This window comes from Morganella psychrotolerans, from assembly GCF_001676055.1.
GTDB classification, from domain to species: domain Bacteria; phylum Pseudomonadota; class Gammaproteobacteria; order Enterobacterales; family Enterobacteriaceae; genus Morganella; species Morganella psychrotolerans_B.
Genome location: NZ_LZEX01000009.1, coordinates 26,975 through 48,372, shown reverse-complemented (window position 1 = coordinate 48,372; position 21,398 = coordinate 26,975). Strand labels below are relative to the sequence as shown.

Genomic DNA, 21,398 nt, shown 5'->3' with positions numbered 1-21,398 from the left:
TAGCATGCAAGGCACTGAAATGCTTATACTACAGACAGAAAATAAAAATATAAACATCCGTAAATGACCTTACCTTCCTTCGCTTGTGTCTTTTTTACAGGTAACACCCGGGTTGACGAGTGTCGCAAAATATCTTGATGCAACTTATCTTATTCGGACGGCTATTATTGATGATGCGAATTGAAGCCCGGCGTTACGCCCCGGGCAGAAAATCAAAATACAGCCGCCCGCCGATTGCCTCAGCATAACGAAGTAATGTCCCCAGTTGAGGATCGTACTCGCCTTTTTCCAGGCGTGAAATATTTTGCTTTTGAGTTGCCATCCTCGCTGCAACCTCGGTCTGCGATATTTTTTTGGCTTTGCGGGCAGCTTTCAATGTACTCAACAGTATTTTTCGTGCCGCTATTTCATCCAGAGCTTCCCTGACTGCATCGTCTTTAAGCAGTATCGCTTTCAACTCAGAAAACGGTACCAGGTCATAGTCATCATGATGGTTCATTTCAGCCTCCGTTTATACCCTTATTCATTCAAACTGCAGGTTCGTTGGCTACGCTCAGCTAGCCGGGTCACATACTGATGTATGCTCCCCGGCTATCTTCCTTTGCCGCCTGCCTGCATTTTGAATGACGTTGGGTATAACTTCTTTCATTCTTTCATTCTTTCTTCTGCTAATTCTGATAGCTGCGACATTACAGGCAGTTTTATGATTTCTTTTTGAGCGGACCTGATAACTGATAGTGTAAACATCTTTGATTCCAATGTTTTTTCTCAGTTTACACACACCCCAAAAAGTAATCAAATACGATTACTTTATAATATACCTCAACTTTATTCTAACAATCAATAAATTTGGTAATTAATGCTGCCTTTTGCAGTTATAGACAAATTCATCACCACGTTAATAGTTTGATATGGTAATGTTCATAGACGTTAATAAAATACTTGTCAGCTATATTTCTGTGAATTTGTGCCTTGTTGTACCGATGAGGCCATCCCGGCACTCATCCGTCACCCGGATAGAACGGAGAAGATAATGATTAAGTTGAAAGATATTGAACAAGCACTACGCCCGCAGCCATCCTACAAAATGCTGATTAACGGCCGCTGGACGCAAAGCAGTGATCACGCTCAAAGCCAGACATTTAACCCGGCAACCGGCGAGCTGTTAGCCGATTACCCCGCCGGTACTGCGGAAGATGTAAATACCGCGGTCGCCGGTGCCAAAAAAGCATTTGAAACCTGGCGTCACACTTCCCCCGCCGAACGCCAGCAACTGTTACTGAAAATCGCCGACCGCCTGGAAGCAGAGAAAGAGCGCTTCGCCACTCTGGAATCCCTTGATAACGGCAAGCCGTACAACGAAGCCATTTCTATTGACCTGCCTGCCGCGATTGACCATTTCCGCTACTTTGCCGGCGCTATCCGCGCTCACTCAGACCAGGCCGATGTGCTGGATGAAAACACGCTGAGTCTGGTGATCCGCGAACCGCTGGGTGTTATCGGCCAGATTATTCCGTGGAACTTCCCGCTGCTGATGGCAGCGTGGAAACTGGCTCCGGTGATTGCCGCCGGTGACACCGTGGTGATAAACCCCGCCAGTCTGACACCCATCACACTGCTGGAGCTGGGGCGCATCATGAATGATGTTCTGCCTGCCGGTGTGGTCAATATTGTTACCGGGCGCGGCTCGGTCGTGGGTCAGGCGATTCTCGACCATCCGGATGTGGATAAAGTCGCATTCACCGGCTCCACCAGCGTCGGCTATACTGTGGCAGAAGCAGCGGCGAAGAAACTGATCCCGGCAACACTGGAACTGGGCGGGAAATCCGCCAATATCGTGTTCCCGGATGCCAATATGGAAAAAGCGGTAAAATATGCCGCGATTGCTATCCTGATGAACCAGGGTCAGGCCTGTGAATCCGGCTCGCGCCTGTTCCTGCATAAAGATATCCATGACGAATTCCTGAAAAAACTCAAAGCCCGCTTTGAGTCAGTCAATGTCGGTGACCCGATGGCGAAAGAGACACAGATGGGCAGCCAGGTCAGTCAGGGACAACTGGACACCATCCTCGGCTATGTTGAACTGGCGAAAAAAGAGGGTGCCACTGTTCTTACCGGCGGCGAACGCCTGACCCATGACGGGCTGGATGCCGGTTTCTTTATGAAGCCGACAATCATCACCAATGTCACCAACCAGATGCGCGTTGCCCGCGAAGAAATTTTCGGACCGGTGCTGGTTGTTATCCCGTTCAGTAATGAAGACGAGGTTGTCGCGATGGCGAATGACTCTGAGTACGGGCTGGGTGGTGCGGTCTGGACACAGGATATCAACCGCGCATTACGCGTGGCAAAAGCGGTGAGAACCGGTCGTATGTGGGTGAATACCTATCATGAGTTACCGGCACATGCCCCTTTTGGTGGCTATAAAAACTCCGGTCTGGGGCGCGAAACCCATAAAATGATGCTGGATGCTTACACAGAAGTGAAAAATATCTATATCAGTACCAAAGAGTCATAAATAAACCGCCCGGTGACACAGACTGTTACCGGGCATTTTCTGTCTGTTCGTTACTTTTTATCTGTTGTTTCCGGGTTTTTCCCGATAGATCGCGCAATACTGTACAGTCGGCGCATGGTGTCCGGATCAGGCGTTTCCGCTACAACAATCACATAGCGCCGTTCTTTCAGATCATACCTGAAATAGGTACTTTCCGGCTTACCCCAGCGGTTGTAATAAATAGCCCCGTTCTCTTCCTGATGAATCACACCTTTTTGTTTTTTCAGCCATTCATCAAAACGAAGCCGGTACTTCGGAATTTTAACCAGATGAATAATACCTTCGGCGCCGCTGACAGGATCAGTAAAGCGGTAGATTTCTACATTTTGATCGTCACGATCAATCTGTATACCGCCAATATCGCGGACATAAGAGTCCGTTTCCTGCTTTTTCAGGCTCAGTGCCATCATTTCAGGCAGCGTGATAGTGATGTTTTCTGTCATTCTGACAGCATCACCGGGCACATCCGGGAAGCCTTCCTGCTTATAATAAAGCCGCTGAGTATCCAGATATGCTTCATAGGCGGATGCTCTGGCATCAGACACTGCTTTCAGTCCGGCCAGTTTTTCTGACGTATGATCAGCTTTGGACAGTGTCATATTAAGCGTGCAGTTGAAAAAGCCGCATGCACCTTCTTTTTCTGTGGTCAGATACACGATCTGTCCGCTGTCCGGCGTAGTCCATGTGGTTTTTATATTATTAAGATCAAACGTATTGCCGCTGATATCGCTGTCAAACCGGCTACCGCTGTTATCGACGGTGACTTTGGCCGGTTCAAAATAAAAATAGGTTGTCTCTTTCAGACCAACCATTGTTTCGCGGATAGCTGATTTTACATTTTGCTCCGGATCTCCGGCTGAGCTTTCATTATCTGCAGTGTTATCATATGTGACGGTAATATTATCAATCACATAATATCCATCCGGTGCCGGTGGCGGTGCTTCTTTACAACCCGCCAACAGTGCAATCGCAACAGATAAAAAAAACGCCCCTTTTCATGCAGTTTCCTTTCATTTTACTTATTACTTAATTCCCCGCGTGATCATAACGCAAAAAATTCCAAATGCTGACCGGAATTATCCTTATCTTCATCAACCCGTTTTACAAATGTGATACCGGGGACAATTCTGCGTTTTTTTAGGGCTTTGCACCCGCTTGCGGTATGATAATACGCCTGTTTTATTCTGTATCAGGGAACAAAATGATAGCGACACTCACAACACTGGCCACGGGTGCCGTTACCGGGCTGATTATCAGTACCACCGGCGTGGGCGGCGGGGTTATCGTGTTGCCCATCCTCGCGTATCTCTACGGAATGAATGCGCTGATGGCTGTTGCGACAGCCAATCTCCTTTCCATGCTGATGAAAATCACCTCATCCTGGCTGCATTACCGGCTCGGAAATATTCCGCTGAAACGCGCAATGATTGTTATCGGTATTATGCTGCCCGCAACATTTGGCGCGAGCCTGCTGGTAAGCTATCTCGCCTCTGTTCCTGCCTGGCAGACCACCGTTAATCAAACCATTAATCTGCTGGTGGTTGCCGCAATCCTCTTTTCTCTCTGGTTGTTTATCCGGCGGATGTTTTTTTGCCCGTCGCTGCCGCCTGCGGATGCTTCAGACCCGATATCCGTGCGCACACTGCTGCTGCCGGGGATTGCCGCCGGTGTTGTGCTGGGCGCAACGGGTGTCGGTGGCGGAATAGTGGTACTGCCGATGCTGCTGCGTTACGCAAAGATGGATATCAGGCAAGCTATCGGTACCTCCATTTTTGTCACAACACTGCTCTCCGGGTCCTCTGCCATTGCGTATATGCAGGACGGACACACTGATGTCACGCTGGCATTATGGCTGTTCGCCGGTTCACTGCTCAGTATGCCGCTGACCAAAATTCTGCTGATACGGATGCCGGATCGCGCATTTCAGTATGCAACCCTGGTGCTTATCCTGTGCAGTGCCGTGATGATGATCCTGAAACTGTTTTAAGCGACTGTAACGCCTGCCGCCTGTAATGCCGCCGCCAGACGGCGGATCCCGTCCTTAAGTTGTTCTGCCGGATACGCGGCAAAACCAAACAAAATCCCTTCCTGCGGGGCATCCGGGCGACAGTAACGCGACAGCGGCTGCATCCCCATGCCACAGGCGCGCCCTGTCTGTATGACAACCTGAGCCGGAACCCGGTTTTTCATCCGGCACATCAGATGAATACCTGAATCACTGGGCACAATATCAAATACCGCAGGCAGATAAAGATTAATTGCATCAGTGAGTGCATGCTGGCGCTCATAACAGGCTTTGCGGACGCGCCGGACATGACGCGCGTAATGACCTTCATTAATAAAGCGCGTCAGTGTCGCCTGCTCCAGATAGCCACACCCGGTATCAGCAAAATATTTTATCGCGGCAAATGCCGGGATCAGCGCTTTCGGCACCACCAGAAAACCGAGCCGGAACGCAGGATAGAGCATCTTGGAGAAGGTGCCCGCGTAGATCACCCGCTGATGTCTGTCCAGCCCCTGCAATGCCTGCAACGGACGATCCGCATAGCGGAATTCGCCGTTGTAATCATCTTCCAAAATCCAGACATGGTGTTTCGCCGCCCAGGACAATAGTGCCGCACGCCGGGACAAGCTCAGGGTTCCGCCTGCCGGAAACTGATGAGACGGCGCGGTAAAAACCAGCCTGGCATCCGGCCAGCGGCTCAGCCCGTCATAAATATCCATCCCCTCTTCATCCACCCGGACCGGGCGCACTGTCAGCCCCTGAGACACAAACGCCCCGCGCGCACCGTCATAGCCCGGATCATCCAGCCAGACTTCATCTCCCGGCTGTAGCAATGTCTGGACAGTGAGATTGATCGCCTGTTGTGTACCGCTCACAATCAGGATCTGATCTTCATCGCACTGCAAGCCTCTGGTTGCGCGGACATAATGACAAATTGCACGGCGCAGCGGCAGGTAACCATGCGGATCACTGTGTGTATGTAACGCGTGACGCGACTGACGCCAGACCCGCCCCAGCAACCGGCCCCAGACATCATGAGGAAAAAGATCAACACACCCGGTGCCGACCATAAATAACGAATCTGACGGCGCGCCGGAGGATGCCCGCAAGGACAGCAATTGATCCGCCAGCGGGCTGATATTCGCAATCACCGTCTGTGCCGCATCCTCTGCCGGAGATGAAACCGGCTGACTGATACTGTGATCCGGCAGATTATCGGCGACAAAGGTTCCCGATCCCCGCCGGGTGATGAGATAGCCCTCATCCTGCAAACGCTCAAATCCGGCAATAACAGAGTTCCGGGAAATCCCCATCATCTCTGCCAGCGCCCGCCCGGACGGAACTTTACTGCCCGCATGCAGGCGTCCGCTGAGAATAGCCTCGCGCAGGGCGTGATATACCTGGTCTTTGATTATTCCGTGACCGGTAAGTAATTCAGGAAACGCTGCTGCGCCAGATTTTTTCATTATTACCTGCCAAATCATTTGCCAAAAGTGGATCTGCTAAATATACAAAAAGTGTATCTTATAAAGAACCAAAATAACACGTACTCTTCACATCATGGAAAACGCGTTTTCTTCTGATTTTCACAATTTTGCGACACACCGGGTGCTGTCGCGTTAAGAATGATGAGGGAAAAACCATGAATAATACAACGACATCGTCAGCACCAATGCTGGCACAGGTAACTGTTTCACCTGCCACACAGAATGATTATGCGGGTTGGTTGCCGCACTGGCTGGCGTATCAGGAATTCTATAAAGTCAGCTTTCCCGAAGAAGTCACACTGACCACCTGGTCACGTTTCTTCGATGAAAATGAACCGATGTTCTGCGCCATTGCCCGCATGGACGGCAAAGTCGTGGGATTTGTTCATTATCTGTATCACCGCTCGTGCTGGGCAGAAAAAGAGTTCTGCTATCTGGAAGATTTATATGTGGATCCGACTGTACGTGGGCAGCATATCGGTAAGCAACTAATTGAATTTGTTCAGCAACAGGCGGTAGCCCGCCCGTGTGGACGCCTCTACTGGCATACCCACAAAGATAATACCCGCGGTCAGCGCCTGTATGACTGGGTTGCTAATAAATCCGGCGCTATTGAATATATTATGCCACTTAAATAACCGGTATTTATTGCAGATATGAAAAAGACCTTTGCGGGTCTTTTTTTTATATAATTTTTATGTATTACACTGAGTTATACTCTGCCTGGCCGTTTTCCGGTTACTTCTGCGGTTGTTTTTATATTGATAAAAAACGGTTTAAAACCGAATTTTTCATAGCGCTGCAATACATACCAGAGACGGAAAAACCGGTTGCCGCCATTAAAGCGTTTCATATCGCCGGTACTTAATCCGAAATGCCCCTGAAGCTGATAACTGAGCAGTGCGGTAAAATGACCATTCTTAATATTCAGCGATTCCAGGGTAATTTCAGTCGCCCAGGTATCATTGAGAATAACCGGTGTTTTTCTTTTTAAATCATGCCAGCGGCTGTATGCCGGTAACAATGTCTTATTCAGCCCTTCGCGGAATTTATTCTCAATATTCACATTGCTGCACAATTTACCTGCCTGCCAGTCGATATGCGCCGTCAGTGTTTTTCTGACAGAGGACAGCACAGGATTAAATACATCCCGGCTCAATATATTGTCACGCAATGAATAATCCAGCGCACGATCACGATACGGTTTACCGTCTGCACGCTGCATGTGGGAGATAAGTTTACTTAAAATTCCCCGGTAGCCACATGACCAGGAAAACTGAGAGGATAATTGCCGCATCTCATCAAACAGGATCCGGCTGCACGCTTTTGCGCCGAGGTTAAAAACCTGAGGTTTGTAATTCAGCCCCATAAAGGCAGGATGACAACCCGAATCAGCCTCGGGTTTTTGCATAGTCCAGGGATCCGCCAAAGCGGAAACATCGCAAAGCCGCAATTGGTCACGGAGTACAAGTATATCCAGATCACCACACCGCATATCGTCCGTATGGTAATCATCCCTGCGCCGCTGAGACTGATAAATTAATAAAGGTACTGAGATTATCGCCATTCTGTCCCTGAATGTTGTCTGCATCTTTCTTATGCAATGGTGACTTTATCACCAATAACAGGATAAATCTTTTCCGTCTGTCTGAAAGCGGGACGAAATCAACAGAAAGTGGGCAAACACAGAGAAAAGGCCCGTTTCCGGGCCTTGTCGGGGATTATCAGCTTTTAAAGGAACCGATAAATTTGAGGTACTCATCTTTTTTCATCAGCGGTGTGTATTCTGCTAACAGTGTTTCAGCACCGGCAGCATCATCAAACAGCAGATCGATAATGGTCATTGCCATCATCTGAGCCGGACGGATATAGGCCATATCATCATCAAAGACCACATAATCCTTCCCGTGCAGACCGCCGCGGATTGAACCAATCCACGGATGACTGACCGGCATGATGTGGGAGAGATCCCCGGTGTCGGTACTGCCGGTCATGTGCGCAGCAACCCAGACATTTTCATCACCAATCAAATCACCCGCATTTTGCTGTAACAAGTCATTCAGTATGGCGTTGTTATACAGCGGCAGATAGCCCGGTAAATCCTTCACTTCCACTTCGGCACCAACAGACATAGCACCTGCCACCAGCGCACGGGTAATGCGTTCGTTAGCATCAATCATGGCCGGCACGTTTGATGCGCGGACATAGCTTTCCATCCGTACATCACTTGGTGTGACGTTCACCAGATCACCGCCCTGGGTGATGATCGGGTGGAAGCGGATGTAATCTTTCTCCTGAAAGGTTTCACGCAAAGCATTGACGCCCATGATACCAATCATTGCCGCATTCAGAGCATTAATGCCAAGATGCGGAGCCGCCGCGGCGTGTGCCGGTTTACCTTTATAATTAATCAGTTTACCGACAAACCCGTTAGTGGTTGTGGAGATTTCAATAAAGCCATTCTCACGCTCAGGCTTAACGCTGGTTAAGTGGATTTGCATTGCCATATCCACATCGTCAAATTCGCCGAGAGAAATGAGCTCCGGTTTACCACCGATATAACTGATTTTTCCCTGCTCAATCAGTTTGTTGCGGTACGCAAGTTCCACATACTCTTCCGCAGGAACCGCGAAAGGTACAACGTCCCCCGCAAGATACGCCATCGCCCCGGAATCAACCAGTCCCATGGTGACAGCCATCATATTAGCTATCTGCGCATTGTGACCACAACAGTGCGCCGCACCGGTCTGATCGTCAGCATCGGGGTGTTCAGCACAAATAATGGCATCCAGCTCACCGATCACCGCAACACTTCGTTTACTGCCTTTTCCGCCTTTAAGGCGGGCTTTAACCCCGGTGAGTGCCAGCTGATTGCGGTAGCTTACGCCCAGAGAATCAAATGCGGCTTCAACTTTCTTCGCCGTTTTGGTCTCTTTATAACCGAGTTCAGGCTCTGCCCAGATATTCTCTGCCAGTTTCTTAATGTCACTCTTGCGGGCAGCAATTGCCTCACAGACTTTCGCTTTCAGTTGGTCTTTAGTCATTGTCATGCTGAATACTCCGCCTGATTAGATAACACCGCTCCATGTGAGCGTTAGTTGACCGATAAGTGCAGCAAATAAGAATGTCCCGGAGAACACTGCCAGCGATACCGGGATGATGCGCCAGGAGATCGCTTTGAACTTATCAATATCTTTACCCAGTGAAAGACCGGCAAAGGCCAGTACTGTCGTACTGATAACCGCAATGGAGACTTTACCGGTCATCGCGATCATTTCTTTGTCGTACGGGAACAGCGGTGAACACAGACCGGCGGCAATCAGGGAAACCCAGAAGATAACCGGCAGTTTGCCTAACGGCGGGATCATCGCAATCAGGTAAGCCACAAAGGACATTCCGCCCAGCAGACTCATCGCCAGCAAGGTATCACTGAAGATCTGCCCGAACTCACCACGTCCGGACATAGACCCGCCGACGGCATCACCAAGCGCGGTAAACAACACGACCAAAACCAGGATTACGGCAATTTCTGTCATCTTTTTCATGATTAATTATCCTTATTAGTATCCGCAGCCGCCGTTGCACGTTTTCCTTTAAATTTGTTGTACAGGTAAGACGCAAACGGTAAGGAGAAGAAGATATAGATGTACAGACCTAACACAGAGGACATCAGGTTTGCAGAAGATGAGAATGCCTGAATATCAGCAGCCTGATCAGGATAGAGTTCCAGCAGAGGTGCAACAGCCGCCGCCAGCATTGAACCACTTCCCACACCGGCGCCCATCGCCAGAGCAAGCGGGCTCATAATATCCAGACCGGCAATCACACTCGCGAGAACGCCCATCCAGACCGCACCATATAACGTACCGCAGATATACATCGCCATCACACCGCGGCCTTCCGGTGAACTTAATCCGTATTTGGCTTCGATAATGGCAATATTAGGTTCACGGCCGACAGAATAAGTCGCGCCGACTGCTTCACGTCCCATACCTAACATAATAGCCAGCGGCAGCCCCATCAGAATGGTGCCGATAAAGTGGCCGACTTCCTGTAAAATCAGCGCACCACCCGCCTGAATGATTTTCTCCCAGGATGCCCCGACCGATGTACTCAGCTTGGCAATCAGGATAACCAGCGCCACACTCATAATGGAAGCAGCGCGGGCCATGTTCTTTTCATTGAGGATTTTGAATTTCGGAAAACTGATAATACCACCCATCAGCATCGAATAAAGCATCGGAAAAATCATCACCAAACTGATCTTAATTTGCCCTATTGCTTCCGCGAGGAGAATGATAAATAAGCTGACCAAAAGCAACTTACTATCTTTTAATATATCCATAGTGTTACCTTTATAGTAATTGTTATTGAGAATTACTCGTGTGTATTTATATAAAACGTACCCTTTCCTTATTCATACTACCTGTGAGACTGTTTTCCTGACAATATTCCGAAAATTCCTCTTCCATGCCTTTTAGGAATGACGAAAATAAATAAATAAATATTTATTGATTAACTTTGATTTTCTCACTTATTTCGGGATAATAATTAATTAAAATAACGTTATTTTTCATGATGATATAAATTGATGTGTTTTTGTGAAAAATATTATTCGATAAGTGATGTTTGTTTTGGTTCAAATAATCATAAAAATAGTCAAATAAATCCATAATGTGAGCCTGACCCTGTTTTTTTAATTATCTCTCCATAAAGTCACATTATTAATGGTTTTATATAATCATGGAAATAGAACTTTACTGCTGGATTTATTCAGCAGAACCCTGCCATAGTATGGGGTTACACCTTATTACCAACGTTAGGTCAGAATATTAAACTGTTTACTGAAAGACAGACCGGATACCGACAGGATAAATAAATCAGATTCAGATCACATTATGATGTAAATATAGATGCAGCTCACAATATTGAGCATTCCTCCCTCCGGAAACATAAAATCAGACAAAAGGAGGCTATGTCAGTAGCGTGAGTCCCGGCGGATAGTATTTCAGATTATGGTTGTTCAACCCATAGTCCGGCAAAAAATGCCTTATTTATGTTAAAATAATGAGTTAATTTGTGTATTTTATGTTTCATTTGTGTACAATTGCTCTTCTCACCAAAAAATCGCTCCCACCAAAATAAAAAAAAAATACGCTGAGTCACATACAATAAAACACCATTGCTCATCCATTTTTGAGTTAATGCACACATCCGATAACACATAATATAAGTAAAAAAATTGTTAATGTTAATATTAATGGATTTTTATTATCACTGTGTTTTTCCTTAATATTTATGACAGAAGAATGACTATCACCTTATATTCCACCAACCAGTCATAAGAAAATCTGTATAGTATAATTGATGACACAAATTACTATCTTAAGTAATCAATTTCACTTATATCGGTAAGCATAAAAACCAGTCAATTAACTACATTATTATAGTTGGCCGGGCAATAAAAATAGTATTTAAATCTATTTACACGCATTTATTGCTAACAAAACCAGATTAAAAACCCAATATTGCAACTAAAATTAATTCAAAAATATTAAAAATTTCATGTTTGTTGATATGTATGCAATATGATAATAAGACGGATTAGTATTTATACCTTAATCATAAATTCACACCATGAACTAATTATGCTCATATCAATGATATAATTCTATTTATAATTACTCACTCAAAACTTAACATTGAATGTTAATGTAATATAGAAAAAACACATCTATCCGCACCAAATTGACACTCTATAAAACAAGTAACATAATATGTTTAAGCATTTGAAATTCATTACTCATATATTAATCACATTAATATCCACGGTATATTACCTGTCGTGGGACCTCTATTTCATTGCTTCTGTTATACATAAAAATAGTCTTTTTAGTTTGTTAACTACGACAAATACTCCGATAAAGGAAATAACATGAAAATCCAAAAAGTATTACTCTCAGTTGTTCTGGGGTCTTTATTTACTGTCGGCTTTGCTCAGGCTGAAGATGCTGTACCAGAAGTAAAAAGTGGTCTGGGTACAGTTCATTTTAAAGGTTACATTAATAATGTACCTTGCTCTATTGATAGTAAATTCCTGGACCAGACAGTTGATTTCGGTGAAATCAGCCGTAATGAATTAACTGCCGGTACTTACCGTACTGACAGTAAAAATTTCAGTATTGAACTGAAAAACTGTGACACCACAACATATAAAACAGCTCAAATTCAATTTACAGCGCCAACTATCGAACTGAAAGACGGTACTGCAACCTCTAAATATGTTGGTCTGGGTTCTATTCAAAATGCCGGTATCGCACTGACTGACAGCGGCGGTAAAGCAATTGAGCTGGGTTCACGTTTCCCTGCTGAAAAATATTCGCTTAACGGTGGTAAAGATCAGATAACTCCGCTGAATTTCGCAGCTTATGTGAAAGGTAATCAGTCTGCAGTTGCCGGTGAACAGGCAACAACAGGTCGTTTCGATACTCCGGTTAACTTCCAGATTTTCTATCAATAACAGGACTGTTACTGATTAAAAATTGAATACATGCAGTGGTTGCAAGGATTGCTTCAGTCACTGCATTAATAAATAAAACAATGGTGGCTCGCGTTATTTATGAAGCTCATGACTACAATAAAAATACTTGCTGCTTCAATCATTGTATCCTTTCAGATAAACAATGCATTTGCAGAAGAGGCGGTTAATTTCAATACCTCTTTTCTTGATGCAGAGAGCCAGGAAATAGATTTTTCTAAGTTTAGTCGTGCTCATTATGTTATGCCCGGCACTTACCCTTTAGCTATAAAATTAAACAACCATATTATTGACAGTGAAGAAAACATACTTTTCTACACGCCTGAAGATGATCAGGAAATAACACTTCCTTGTATTACGCCTGAATTATTCAAACAGCTTGCACTGAAAGAAGAGTGGAAGAATAAAGCAAACTGGCTGACTCAGGATAACTTACAGTGCCTGGATATCCGTGCTATTCCTGAGATGCAGACATCCGGGGATATTCCCGGAAATAAACTGAATATTAATATTCCCCAGGCCTATATGGAGTACAACGATCCGGCCTGGGATCCGCCTGCCCGCTGGGATGACGGTATTGCCGGTTTTATTTTTGACTATAATGCCACCGCAACCTACAGCAAATATCAAAAAGAGCAGGATCACGGAAAAAACGATAAGAAAGAGGTCGTCGGTTATGGTGATGTCGGCGTAAACCTCGGAGCCTGGCGTGTCCGTGCTGAGTGGCAGGGAACCGGAGGCGACCAGCCCGACAGTACAAAACGCTGGCAGTGGAACCAGGTATACGGCTATCGCGCTCTGCGTTCAATCAGTGCCCGCCTGATGATGGGGGAGCAATATCTTACCTCCGAACTGTTTGAAAGCTTCCGCTACCTTGGCCTGAGCCTGGAAACAGATGAAAATATGTTTCCGCCGCTTTTACGGGGATATGCGCCGGAAGTAGCCGGCGTTGCGCGAACCAATGCGACCGTTATTATCCGCCAGGGCGAACGTATCGTGTACCAGGAGCAGGTCAGTAAAGGACCTTTCCGTATCCGTGATATGAACTATATCGGTGATGGTATTCTGAATGTCACCATTAAAGAACAAGATGGCAGTGAACAGCATTTCACTATTGAAACATCCCGCCTGGCGACATTAACACGCCCCGGTCAGTTCCTGTTTAAACTGGCCGCCGGGAAACCGATGGCAGATAACCATAAAACGGAAGGTCCCGACTTTGGGGTCGGCAGTTTCTCCTGGGGGATGAACAACAACACCACATTATTCGGTGGTGTGCTGGCGGCGGCTGACTATCAGAATATATCAGCAGGGATCGGGCGTGATATCGCACCATTCGGGGTATTTTCCGTGAAAGTATCCTATTCACGGGCGCAGCTGGATAACCTTGCGGATAAACAAAATAAGAACGGCTCATCTTACAGTATTACGTATTCAAAAGAATTCGATGCCATCAACAGTCAGCTGACATTTGCCGGTTATCGCTTCTCCGAGCGCAATTACATGACAATGAACCAGTTTGTCGAACAACGCTACCGGGGTGATAATACCGACAACAATAAAGAGATGTATAACATCATCTTTAATAAGGTGTTTCCGTCTTTACGCATGAACGCCTATCTGAACTACAGCCATCAGACATTCTGGAATAAGCCAAGCATCAATAACTACAGTCTGACACTGTCACGCAGTTTTGACTGGGCGGATAAACGCAACCTCAGTGTCAGCATGTCAGCGTACCGGACAGAATCTGACAAATCCAAAGATAATGGTATTTACGCCAGTTTGTCTGTTCCGCTTGATGACCACAAAGGTATGGTCAGCTATAGCGGCAGCTATAATAAAAAAGCACACAGTAACAACATTAACTATTATACCGATATTGATAATGCCAGCAGCTATTCTCTTTCCGTCGGGGAAGGTGATAATCATGCTAATGTTGCCGGTTTTTACAGTAATGAAGGGGGGAATAACTACCTTTCACTGAGCGGTACTTATGTGCAGGATGATATTGTTACATTATCAGGTCAGTCGCGCGGTGGCATGACGCTGACTAAAGAGGGTGCGGCATTCCACCGCAACGGAAATACCATGGCACCGCGTATTCTTATCGATACCAATGGTGCGGCTGATATCTCTGTACGCGGTACCGGAAAAGCAGTGCATTCCAATCATTTCGGAAAAGCGGTTATCCCGACAGCAACTGCCTATTCGCGCAGTCAGTTATCTCTGGAACTTGATGAACTGCCGGACAATGCAGAAGCCCTGACATCCGTTCAGGCAGCAACATTGACATCCGGTGCTATCGGCTATCGTAAATTTAATATTGTAGAAGGCTATAAAATTATGAGTATTATTGCTATGAGTGATAATTCTCATCCGCCATTCGGTGCATCCGTTCTGAATGATAAAAATGTGGAGATCGGAATTATTGCGGATAATGGCGCGGCTTACCTGACAGGTATTCAACCGGGCCAAAATCTGAGTGTTGCCTGGAATGGAAAAACACAATGCTCGCTCCACATTCCGGCGACACTGGCTGATAATTTTAAATTTAATATGCTGTTGCCCTGCCTGAAATAATAAAGCGGCACAGACATTGTACATACCCGAATTGACAGATGACTCCGTAAGGAACGATACATGCAAAAAGTAACAACATTATTCTGTGCCGCACTGGCGACACTGGTTTTAACCCCACTGGCGGCCAATGCTGCAATCGCACTGGACAGAACCCGCGTAATTTATAATGAAGGTGATAAATCGGTACCGCTGACCGTGACAAATGAGCATCTCAGTAAGCCATACCTGGCTCAATCATGGATTGAAAACAGCGCAGGCCAGAAAATCACGTCTCCTGTCTTTGTCACCCCGCCGGTTCAGCGGATAGAAGCCAACAGCAAAAGTCAGATAAAGGTTCAGTTATCACCGGAAGCCGCGTCATTACCGGCTGATCGTGAGTCTGTATTTTACCTGAATATCCGTGAGATACCGCCGGCAGTTGAAAAAAGTAATGTTCTGCAAATTGCACTTCAGACCAAAATCAAACTGTTCTACCGCCCGAAAGCGATTCAGGTACAGGACAGAATGGAGACTATTGAGGGTGCTCAGGGTATCCGTATGACGCAGAACGGCGGGCAATATACCATTGATAATACAACCGCTTTCCATCTTTCAGTCACACGCATGGAAGCCAGCGGCGGGAAAGAAGTGAAATTCAGCCCGATAATGGTGGCGCCAAAATCCTCCGCAACATTCAGTGCCCCGGCGCTGGGTAATACGCCAACCGCTTACTATGTGAATGACTATGGTGATACCAAGCCGCTGAAATTCAGTTGTAACGGAAATACCTGTTCCGTACAGACTGAAAATAAATAACCAGCTAAGTAATAAAAGGAGGTTCGCCGGTGATCCAGTCATGTTTAACCCGCGCAGGATGCGCAGCACTTTTGTGCCTGCCGCTGACGGTATCCGGCGTGTCCTATACCTACCTTGATGTGTATGTAAGAGGCGAAATTAATTCTGCCCCCTGCAAAATTAATCAGGGAAAAAATATCCTGGTGGATTTTAAAGATGTCATTACCACTCACATAGAAAATGATAATTACAGTGAAAAACTGGATTACCGTATTGAATGTCAGGATAACCGCCCGCGCGGGATAAAAATGTACATAAGCGGTACGCCGTCTTCCCTTGATGCGCGCTTCCTTTCCACCAGCGTGGGTGACCTGGCTGTAAAATTTCAGGCTGATAACACACTCATGGAACTGGGTAAAAGTATAAATATTCAGTCTCAGGCACAGCCGGAGATCCGGGTTATTCTGGCAAAAAAATCCGGTGTCAAACTTCCGTCCGGGGATTTTAATGCAAATGCCACTATCCATATTGAGTATGAATAAGGAGCTGTCATGCGATTTTTTGTAACCACACTGCTCCTGATTTGTGCAGCAACCCCCGGTCATACTGCAAATGTTGTCCGAAGCGCTGTTGATATCCGGATCATCGGAAAGCTGGTACCGCCGCCGCCCTGCAAGGTCAATAACGATGAAGAGATACTGATTGATTTTCAGCGTATACAGATAAAATCTCTGGAAAAAGCAGATGCCCGCAGAGATGTGGATATCCCCTTTGTCTGTGAGCAGGAAGGCACTGATTTCAAATACTATCTGACCGTAGATGGCCCGCGCGCCCAGTTCAATAATAAGCTGATTAAAACCAACCAAAGCAACCTGGCATTTAATATTGAGTTAGCAGGAACAAAACTGGATTTAGGTAAAGCACAGTTGGTTAACAGCCGTCATCTGACACTGACAGTGGTATTGACAAAAAATCCGAACGGAGCGCTGTCGCCCGGCAACTTTAACGGAACCGGTACTGTGACTATGGAGTATTTCTGATGATATTTCGCCCGTCTGCACTCTGTACGTTGATAATGAGTACCGCGATCACTTTCTCCGCCGGTTTTATCCCTGCCGTCAATGCGGCAGATAATCTGCGGGTCACCGGCGAATTATATAATGACCCCTGTACATTATTACCTGAAAATAAAGAGTTACTGGTTGATTTCAGTGATGTTTCACTGCCTGACCTTTATGACGGAAATGAAGTCAGTAAATCATTTTCGCTGGTTTTATCTGAGTGTGATATCAGTGACATGAACCGTTTTAAAATTAAATTTACCGGCGCGACCGCAGCAGAGCTGAAAGAATATCTTGCGCTTGATGCTTCCAGTGATGCCGGCGGCTTTGCTATCGGTATCAAAACAGAATCGGCATCCGTTATCCCGCTGAATCAATTCTCTGATGCCATTAATATTGCCGGTAACGGCGAGAATAAAATCCGGTTTATCGCCTTTTTAAAAGTCGCCCCCAAAGCACTGGCCGATAAAACAATTAAGTACGGTGCATTTAATGCCACTGCGTTCCTGACTATCGACTACTTCTGAGGCCGGTATGAAAAATATTATCCGTTATCTGAGTGTACTGTCTGTACTTTTTTTATTCACCCTCTCCTCCGCACAGGCAGAAATTTACAGCTATATCACCCGGTCGGAAGGGAAACCTACAAATATTGATTACTTCTATACCATTGCAGCCTGGAGCCCGCCTGCGCGCGGTACACCAAACCCATGCCTTCAGGCCGGGCTTTCTAAAACCTGCTATGCCAATATTAACCATCGCCATACAAATGCCAATAAAGGCGGGATAACATCACGTAACGATAGTAATTTTAATAGTCGCTGTCAGGGAAACTTAGCTATTCTGCCGGATGCACGTGATGTCTATGACTATATTTATAACAACTGCTTTGGCGGATTACCTTACTCAAGCAATACAAACCATGTCGGCGATACTATCCGTAATGAATGTGTCACCCTTTTTCTGACCTCCAAATCCAAGGAAGGCGGAGGCTATATGTTCCCCGGTGCCATTTGTGGTGTCTCCCCTCCGCCCGGCGGGATATGCAGTTTTGATGTCGGCAACCCGAACATCTTCTTAGATCACGGCCGTATTCAGGACGATATGATTAATGGTAATGTCGCCTCGCAATACCTGACCATAAAATGCAGTAAAGATGCGGTTGTCCGGGTGTACTCTGTTTCTGATTCAGATAGCCGACTGAAACTCAAACAAAATCTGTATAGCCGGCTGACACTGAATAACTACCCGCTGAACGCATCGCATGGTGGCGTACCTATGTATGTCAGAGGTGATTACCCGACAGAAGCCGAACTGAAAAGTACACTGGAAACAACCGGAACCGTCGCTCCGGGGGCATTCAGTGGTATGATTTCGATTATCATGACTATCGACTGATACTCAGTTACACGCCGGCAGCACTCTCTGCCGGCGCTTTTCCTCCCGCCCGCCTTTTCGTGTAGAATAGCGCTACTTTTCACCACTACCGCTGAGCCGCCATGAAAAATGTAGATTATAAATCACTGAGATTGCTTGATCTTATTATCAAAGAGCAGGGATTTGAAAAAGCATCGGCAAAACTGTTTATTACCCAGTCTGCAGTCTCTCAGCGCGTGAAACAGCTGGAAAACCAGGTCGGCTCTTTGCTCCTGACACGAACAGTGCCGCCGAAACCAACAGAGCTGGGTCAGAAATTACTCGGACTTTTATATCATGTTGATTTAATTGAGCATGATGCATTCGATAATGAAAGCGGCAACCATGTAGTGACCATTCCCATTTCTATTAACGCCGACTCCCTGGCAACCTGGTTTCTGGGCGCAATAAAACCGATTCTGGATGACCGGGCAATCCGCCTGGATATAAAAGTGGATGATGAAAGCCGTACACTCGACTATCTGCTGAAAGGTGAAGCGGTCGGGGCGATCAGTATGCAGCCGCTGCCTGCGGTCGGCGGAACCTGTGATTATCTGGGCGCGATGGATTATATTTTTGTTTCAAGCCCGGCATTTGCAGAGAAACACTTTAAAAACGGTGTCACCAAAGAGGCATTGCTGCGTGCGCCGGTTATCTCGTTCAATCACTCATCTGATATGCACCATATTTTTCTTCAGGAATACTTCCGGTTAACCCCCGGCAGCCTGAACAGCCACATAGTGCCTTCATCAGAAGCCTATATTCAGCTGATATTACAAAACTCAGCCTGCTGTATGATTGCAGAACATCAGATTAAACATGAGCTTGAATCAGGCCGGATGGTTAATCTTGTCCCGGAACTGGTTCAGCAGAAACAACTTTACTGGCATCGTTATCAGCCGGAATCCGCCACATTACAGCGTATCTCACAGGCAATTATTGAAAATGCGAAAAATTACCTGACCCAGTCTCCGGTGACCGCCTGAATGGCGGTCATTATCAGAATAAACAATCAATTAAATAGCCTGACCCGCAGAGCCGAACAGACGCATCCGTTCTTCCACTCTCTCAGCAACCGGCTTTAATCCCTTCATAATCACTTTGCGCGGATCATTAATATCATGCGCACCCTGTTGGTCGAACTGCTCTTTTACTGCCAGGCACCAGGCATACATATTTTCAGTATTCACATTGATTTTTGCTGTACCCAGTGAAATAGCTCTCTTCATATCCTCATCACAAATTCCTGTACCGCCGTGTAATACCAGCGGAACACTCACCAATTGTGCGATATGCTGCATTTCAGCAAAACCCAGTTTTGCCTTACCTTTATACAGCCCGTGAGTCGAACCGAGCGCAGCGGCCAGGCAATCCACACCGGTTTCTTCCACCAGCGTCTGACACTCCTGCGGATCGGCATAAATCACATGGGAATTAATAATGCCATCCTCACTGCCCGCAATGGTTCCCAACTCGGCTTCAACCGAAACACCACGGCGGTGGGCATAGGTTACCAGACGTTTGGTGATTGCCAGGTTTTCAGCAAACGGCATGTGTGACCCGTCAAACATCACAGAACTGAACCCCGCCTTAATTGCTGCTTCACAGGCTTCATATGACTGGCCGTGATCCAGATGAAGTGCAACCGGGACATCAATTTCCAGATAGTCCATCGCGTTAACCACAATATCGTGAATACATTTCAGCCCGAGCATGTGTTTTATTGTCCCGCCGGAAACACCTAAAATAACCGGTGAACGTAATGTCTGAGCGACGTTTAATACCGCTCCCGTCCACTCCATATTATTAATATTAAACTGACCGACGGCATACTGATGTGCGAAAGCACGATTAAGCATATTCTGCATCGAAACTAGCATTGGTATTCCCCTTGTTGGCATATACCCGTATGACGTTGGGTATATAACTCAGAAATTAATCAAAATAATTTTTCAGGTTTCTTTCATATTTATTAACAGCATTATGGACATCAGCCAAATCAGGCATTGATTCGCGCACCCCTTTTTTCTCAATAGAAATAGCGGCAGATAAACTGGCAAATAAGATAATATTTTCTATATGCCAGTTATAATGAACACCATACGTAAAGGCACCGTGAAAAATATCACCGGCACCGGTGGTATCAATAGCATTGCAGACAAACGCCGGTGATATTGTCAGCATGCCATTTTGTAAATAAGCGCATCCTTTTTCTCCCAGGGTAATAAATGCCTGCCCACGTGCGAGCTTATTCAACTCAGTTAATGCTGTTTTTAACTGGTTGTCAGTTGTGAATTGATCAATTTCAATCAGATCACGGGCAAAATTCTCACTGGCAACCAGGTAATCTGTATATTTAGCCAGATTTAAATTACTTTCTCTCAGTGATCCCGCATCCATCACAATACGGGCTTGCGGTAGCCGCTGAATAATATATTCGCTTAACTCAGGTTCATGACCATCAATTAATATTGTGGTCACTTCCCCTTTATCCTTTTGTGTCAGTTTATTAATTAACTCATCAATTTTATGCTTTTCTTCAAATGTCATGCGGGGTGGTAATGGTAATTTCCGCGTGATAATTGTCCGTGATCCATTTAATTGATTTACTAATACTGATGCAAGCGGAGTGACCATTTCATCATTAAAAATGACATAATCCGTATTTACCCCCACATCATGAAACTCATTAATAATTTTCTGACCATAAATGTCGTTATTGAGGTGTCCGGTATAATAAATATCCTCTCCCCACAACCCTAATAACCAGGCGGCATTTGCACACGGGCCGCCTCCGCTTTCAATAAAATCCCCGGAAAAATTTTTGGTATTCTCTTGCGGCCAGTGATTAATAAAAAAGAACTGGTCGAAGCAGGATAAACCGACAGAAATTACTGCCATGATAACTCCTTAAAACATTTCGTCAGCATATATCCTTATTCATTCAAACCGCAGGTTCGTTGGCCGCACTCAACCA

Annotated in this window: 20 protein-coding genes; 11 read left to right on the top strand and 9 right to left on the bottom strand. The window is 46.0% G+C overall.

Features of this window, described 5'->3' with window-relative positions; translation table 11 throughout:
- Positions 1-193 precede the first annotated feature (193 nt).
- Positions 194-499: a helix-turn-helix domain-containing protein gene (locus AYY17_RS07780; RefSeq protein WP_067422734.1), complete on the bottom strand. Its 306-nt coding sequence runs from the start codon at positions 497-499 to the stop codon at positions 194-196.
- 534 nt (positions 500-1,033) lie between these two features.
- Here AYY17_RS07780 and AYY17_RS07775 point away from each other — a divergent pair.
- Positions 1,034-2,518 carry an aldehyde dehydrogenase family protein gene (locus AYY17_RS07775; RefSeq protein WP_067422732.1) on the top strand — a complete coding sequence of 495 codons (1,485 nt, stop codon included), beginning with the start codon at positions 1,034-1,036 and terminating at the stop codon, positions 2,516-2,518.
- Positions 2,519-2,568: 50 nt separating this feature from the next.
- Here AYY17_RS07775 and AYY17_RS07770 read toward each other — a convergent pair whose 3' ends face one another.
- Positions 2,569-3,468 (bottom strand): hypothetical protein, encoded by a 900-nt coding sequence (locus tag AYY17_RS07770; RefSeq protein WP_235845328.1) that lies wholly within the window; start codon positions 3,466-3,468, stop codon positions 2,569-2,571.
- 290 nt (positions 3,469-3,758) lie between these two features.
- Between AYY17_RS07770 and AYY17_RS07765 the strand changes: the two genes are divergently transcribed.
- Positions 3,759-4,544, top strand: a complete 786-nt coding sequence (locus AYY17_RS07765) for a sulfite exporter TauE/SafE family protein (protein ID WP_067422728.1) — start codon at positions 3,759-3,761, stop codon at positions 4,542-4,544.
- Here the strand turns inward: AYY17_RS07765 and pdxR are convergent.
- Complete coding sequence (pdxR, locus tag AYY17_RS07760) at positions 4,541-6,028, bottom strand: MocR-like pyridoxine biosynthesis transcription factor PdxR (protein WP_067422726.1); 1,488 nt, start codon at positions 6,026-6,028, stop codon at positions 4,541-4,543. The two genes, AYY17_RS07765 and pdxR, sit on opposite strands and share 4 nt — an antisense overlap.
- 206 nt (positions 6,029-6,234) lie before the next feature.
- On the opposite strand from pdxR, the gene AYY17_RS07755 reads away from it, so the two are divergent.
- Positions 6,235-6,687 carry a GNAT family N-acetyltransferase gene (locus AYY17_RS07755; protein ID WP_067422765.1) on the top strand — a complete coding sequence of 151 codons (453 nt, stop codon included), beginning with the start codon at positions 6,235-6,237 and terminating at the stop codon, positions 6,685-6,687.
- A 74-nt stretch (positions 6,688-6,761) separates the two neighbouring features.
- Here the strand turns inward: AYY17_RS07755 and AYY17_RS07750 are convergent, their stop codons facing one another.
- From AYY17_RS07750 to AYY17_RS07735, 4 genes are all read right to left on the bottom strand, one after another.
- Positions 6,762-7,616 (bottom strand): DUF3289 family protein, encoded by an 855-nt coding sequence (locus AYY17_RS07750; RefSeq protein WP_067422724.1) that lies wholly within the window; start codon positions 7,614-7,616, stop codon positions 6,762-6,764.
- 157 nt (positions 7,617-7,773) lie between these two features.
- On the bottom strand, positions 7,774-9,099 hold the full coding sequence (locus AYY17_RS07745) for an amidohydrolase (protein WP_082981325.1): 1,326 nt from the start codon (positions 9,097-9,099) through the stop codon (positions 7,774-7,776).
- Between the two features lie 18 nt (positions 9,100-9,117).
- A complete protein-coding gene (locus tag AYY17_RS07740) occupies positions 9,118-9,594 on the bottom strand; it encodes a hypothetical protein (RefSeq protein ID WP_067422722.1) in 477 nt (158 codons plus the stop codon).
- A 2-nt stretch (positions 9,595-9,596) separates the two neighbouring features.
- Positions 9,597-10,394: a DUF3100 domain-containing protein gene (locus AYY17_RS07735; protein ID WP_067422720.1), complete on the bottom strand. Its 798-nt coding sequence runs from the start codon at positions 10,392-10,394 to the stop codon at positions 9,597-9,599.
- Between the two features lie 1,590 nt (positions 10,395-11,984).
- On the opposite strand from AYY17_RS07735, the gene AYY17_RS07730 reads away from it, so the two are divergent.
- The 8 genes from AYY17_RS07730 (at position 11,985) to AYY17_RS07695 (ending at position 19,407) form a co-directional block, all read left to right on the top strand.
- Positions 11,985-12,569: a fimbrial protein gene (locus AYY17_RS07730; protein ID WP_067422718.1), complete on the top strand. Its 585-nt coding sequence runs from the start codon at positions 11,985-11,987 to the stop codon at positions 12,567-12,569.
- Positions 12,570-12,677: 108 nt separating this feature from the next.
- The gene (locus AYY17_RS07725) at positions 12,678-15,170 is read left to right on the top strand and encodes a fimbria/pilus outer membrane usher protein (RefSeq protein ID WP_235845327.1); all 2,493 of its coding nucleotides are present in this window, start codon (positions 12,678-12,680) and stop codon (positions 15,168-15,170) included.
- A gap of 60 nt (positions 15,171-15,230) precedes the next feature.
- On the top strand, positions 15,231-15,965 hold the full coding sequence (locus AYY17_RS07720; RefSeq protein WP_067422714.1) for a fimbrial biogenesis chaperone: 735 nt from the start codon (positions 15,231-15,233) through the stop codon (positions 15,963-15,965).
- A gap of 29 nt (positions 15,966-15,994) precedes the next feature.
- Positions 15,995-16,486, top strand: a complete 492-nt coding sequence (locus AYY17_RS07715) for a fimbrial protein (protein ID WP_067422712.1) — start codon at positions 15,995-15,997, stop codon at positions 16,484-16,486.
- A gap of 9 nt (positions 16,487-16,495) precedes the next feature.
- Positions 16,496-16,984 carry a fimbrial protein gene (locus AYY17_RS07710; RefSeq protein ID WP_067422710.1) on the top strand — a complete coding sequence of 163 codons (489 nt, stop codon included), beginning with the start codon at positions 16,496-16,498 and terminating at the stop codon, positions 16,982-16,984.
- A complete protein-coding gene (locus AYY17_RS07705) occupies positions 16,984-17,532 on the top strand; it encodes a fimbrial protein (RefSeq protein ID WP_082981324.1) in 549 nt (182 codons plus the stop codon). The genes AYY17_RS07710 and AYY17_RS07705 overlap by 1 nt, the downstream gene beginning before the upstream one ends.
- Positions 17,533-17,539: 7 nt before the next feature.
- A complete protein-coding gene (locus tag AYY17_RS07700) occupies positions 17,540-18,403 on the top strand; it encodes an MrpH family fimbial adhesin (RefSeq protein WP_067422708.1) in 864 nt (287 codons plus the stop codon).
- A 101-nt stretch (positions 18,404-18,504) separates the two neighbouring features.
- A complete protein-coding gene (locus tag AYY17_RS07695) occupies positions 18,505-19,407 on the top strand; it encodes a LysR family transcriptional regulator ArgP (RefSeq protein ID WP_067406717.1) in 903 nt (300 codons plus the stop codon).
- Between the two features lie 30 nt (positions 19,408-19,437).
- Here the strand turns inward: AYY17_RS07695 and fba are convergent, their stop codons facing one another.
- Together fba and AYY17_RS07685 are read right to left on the bottom strand one after the other, a co-directional pair.
- A complete protein-coding gene (gene fba, locus AYY17_RS07690; protein ID WP_067422706.1) occupies positions 19,438-20,301 on the bottom strand; it encodes a class II fructose-1,6-bisphosphate aldolase in 864 nt (287 codons plus the stop codon).
- A 55-nt stretch (positions 20,302-20,356) separates the two neighbouring features.
- On the bottom strand, positions 20,357-21,322 hold the full coding sequence (locus AYY17_RS07685) for a carbohydrate kinase family protein (RefSeq protein ID WP_067422704.1): 966 nt from the start codon (positions 21,320-21,322) through the stop codon (positions 20,357-20,359).
- Between the last annotated feature and the right edge of the window lie 76 nt (positions 21,323-21,398).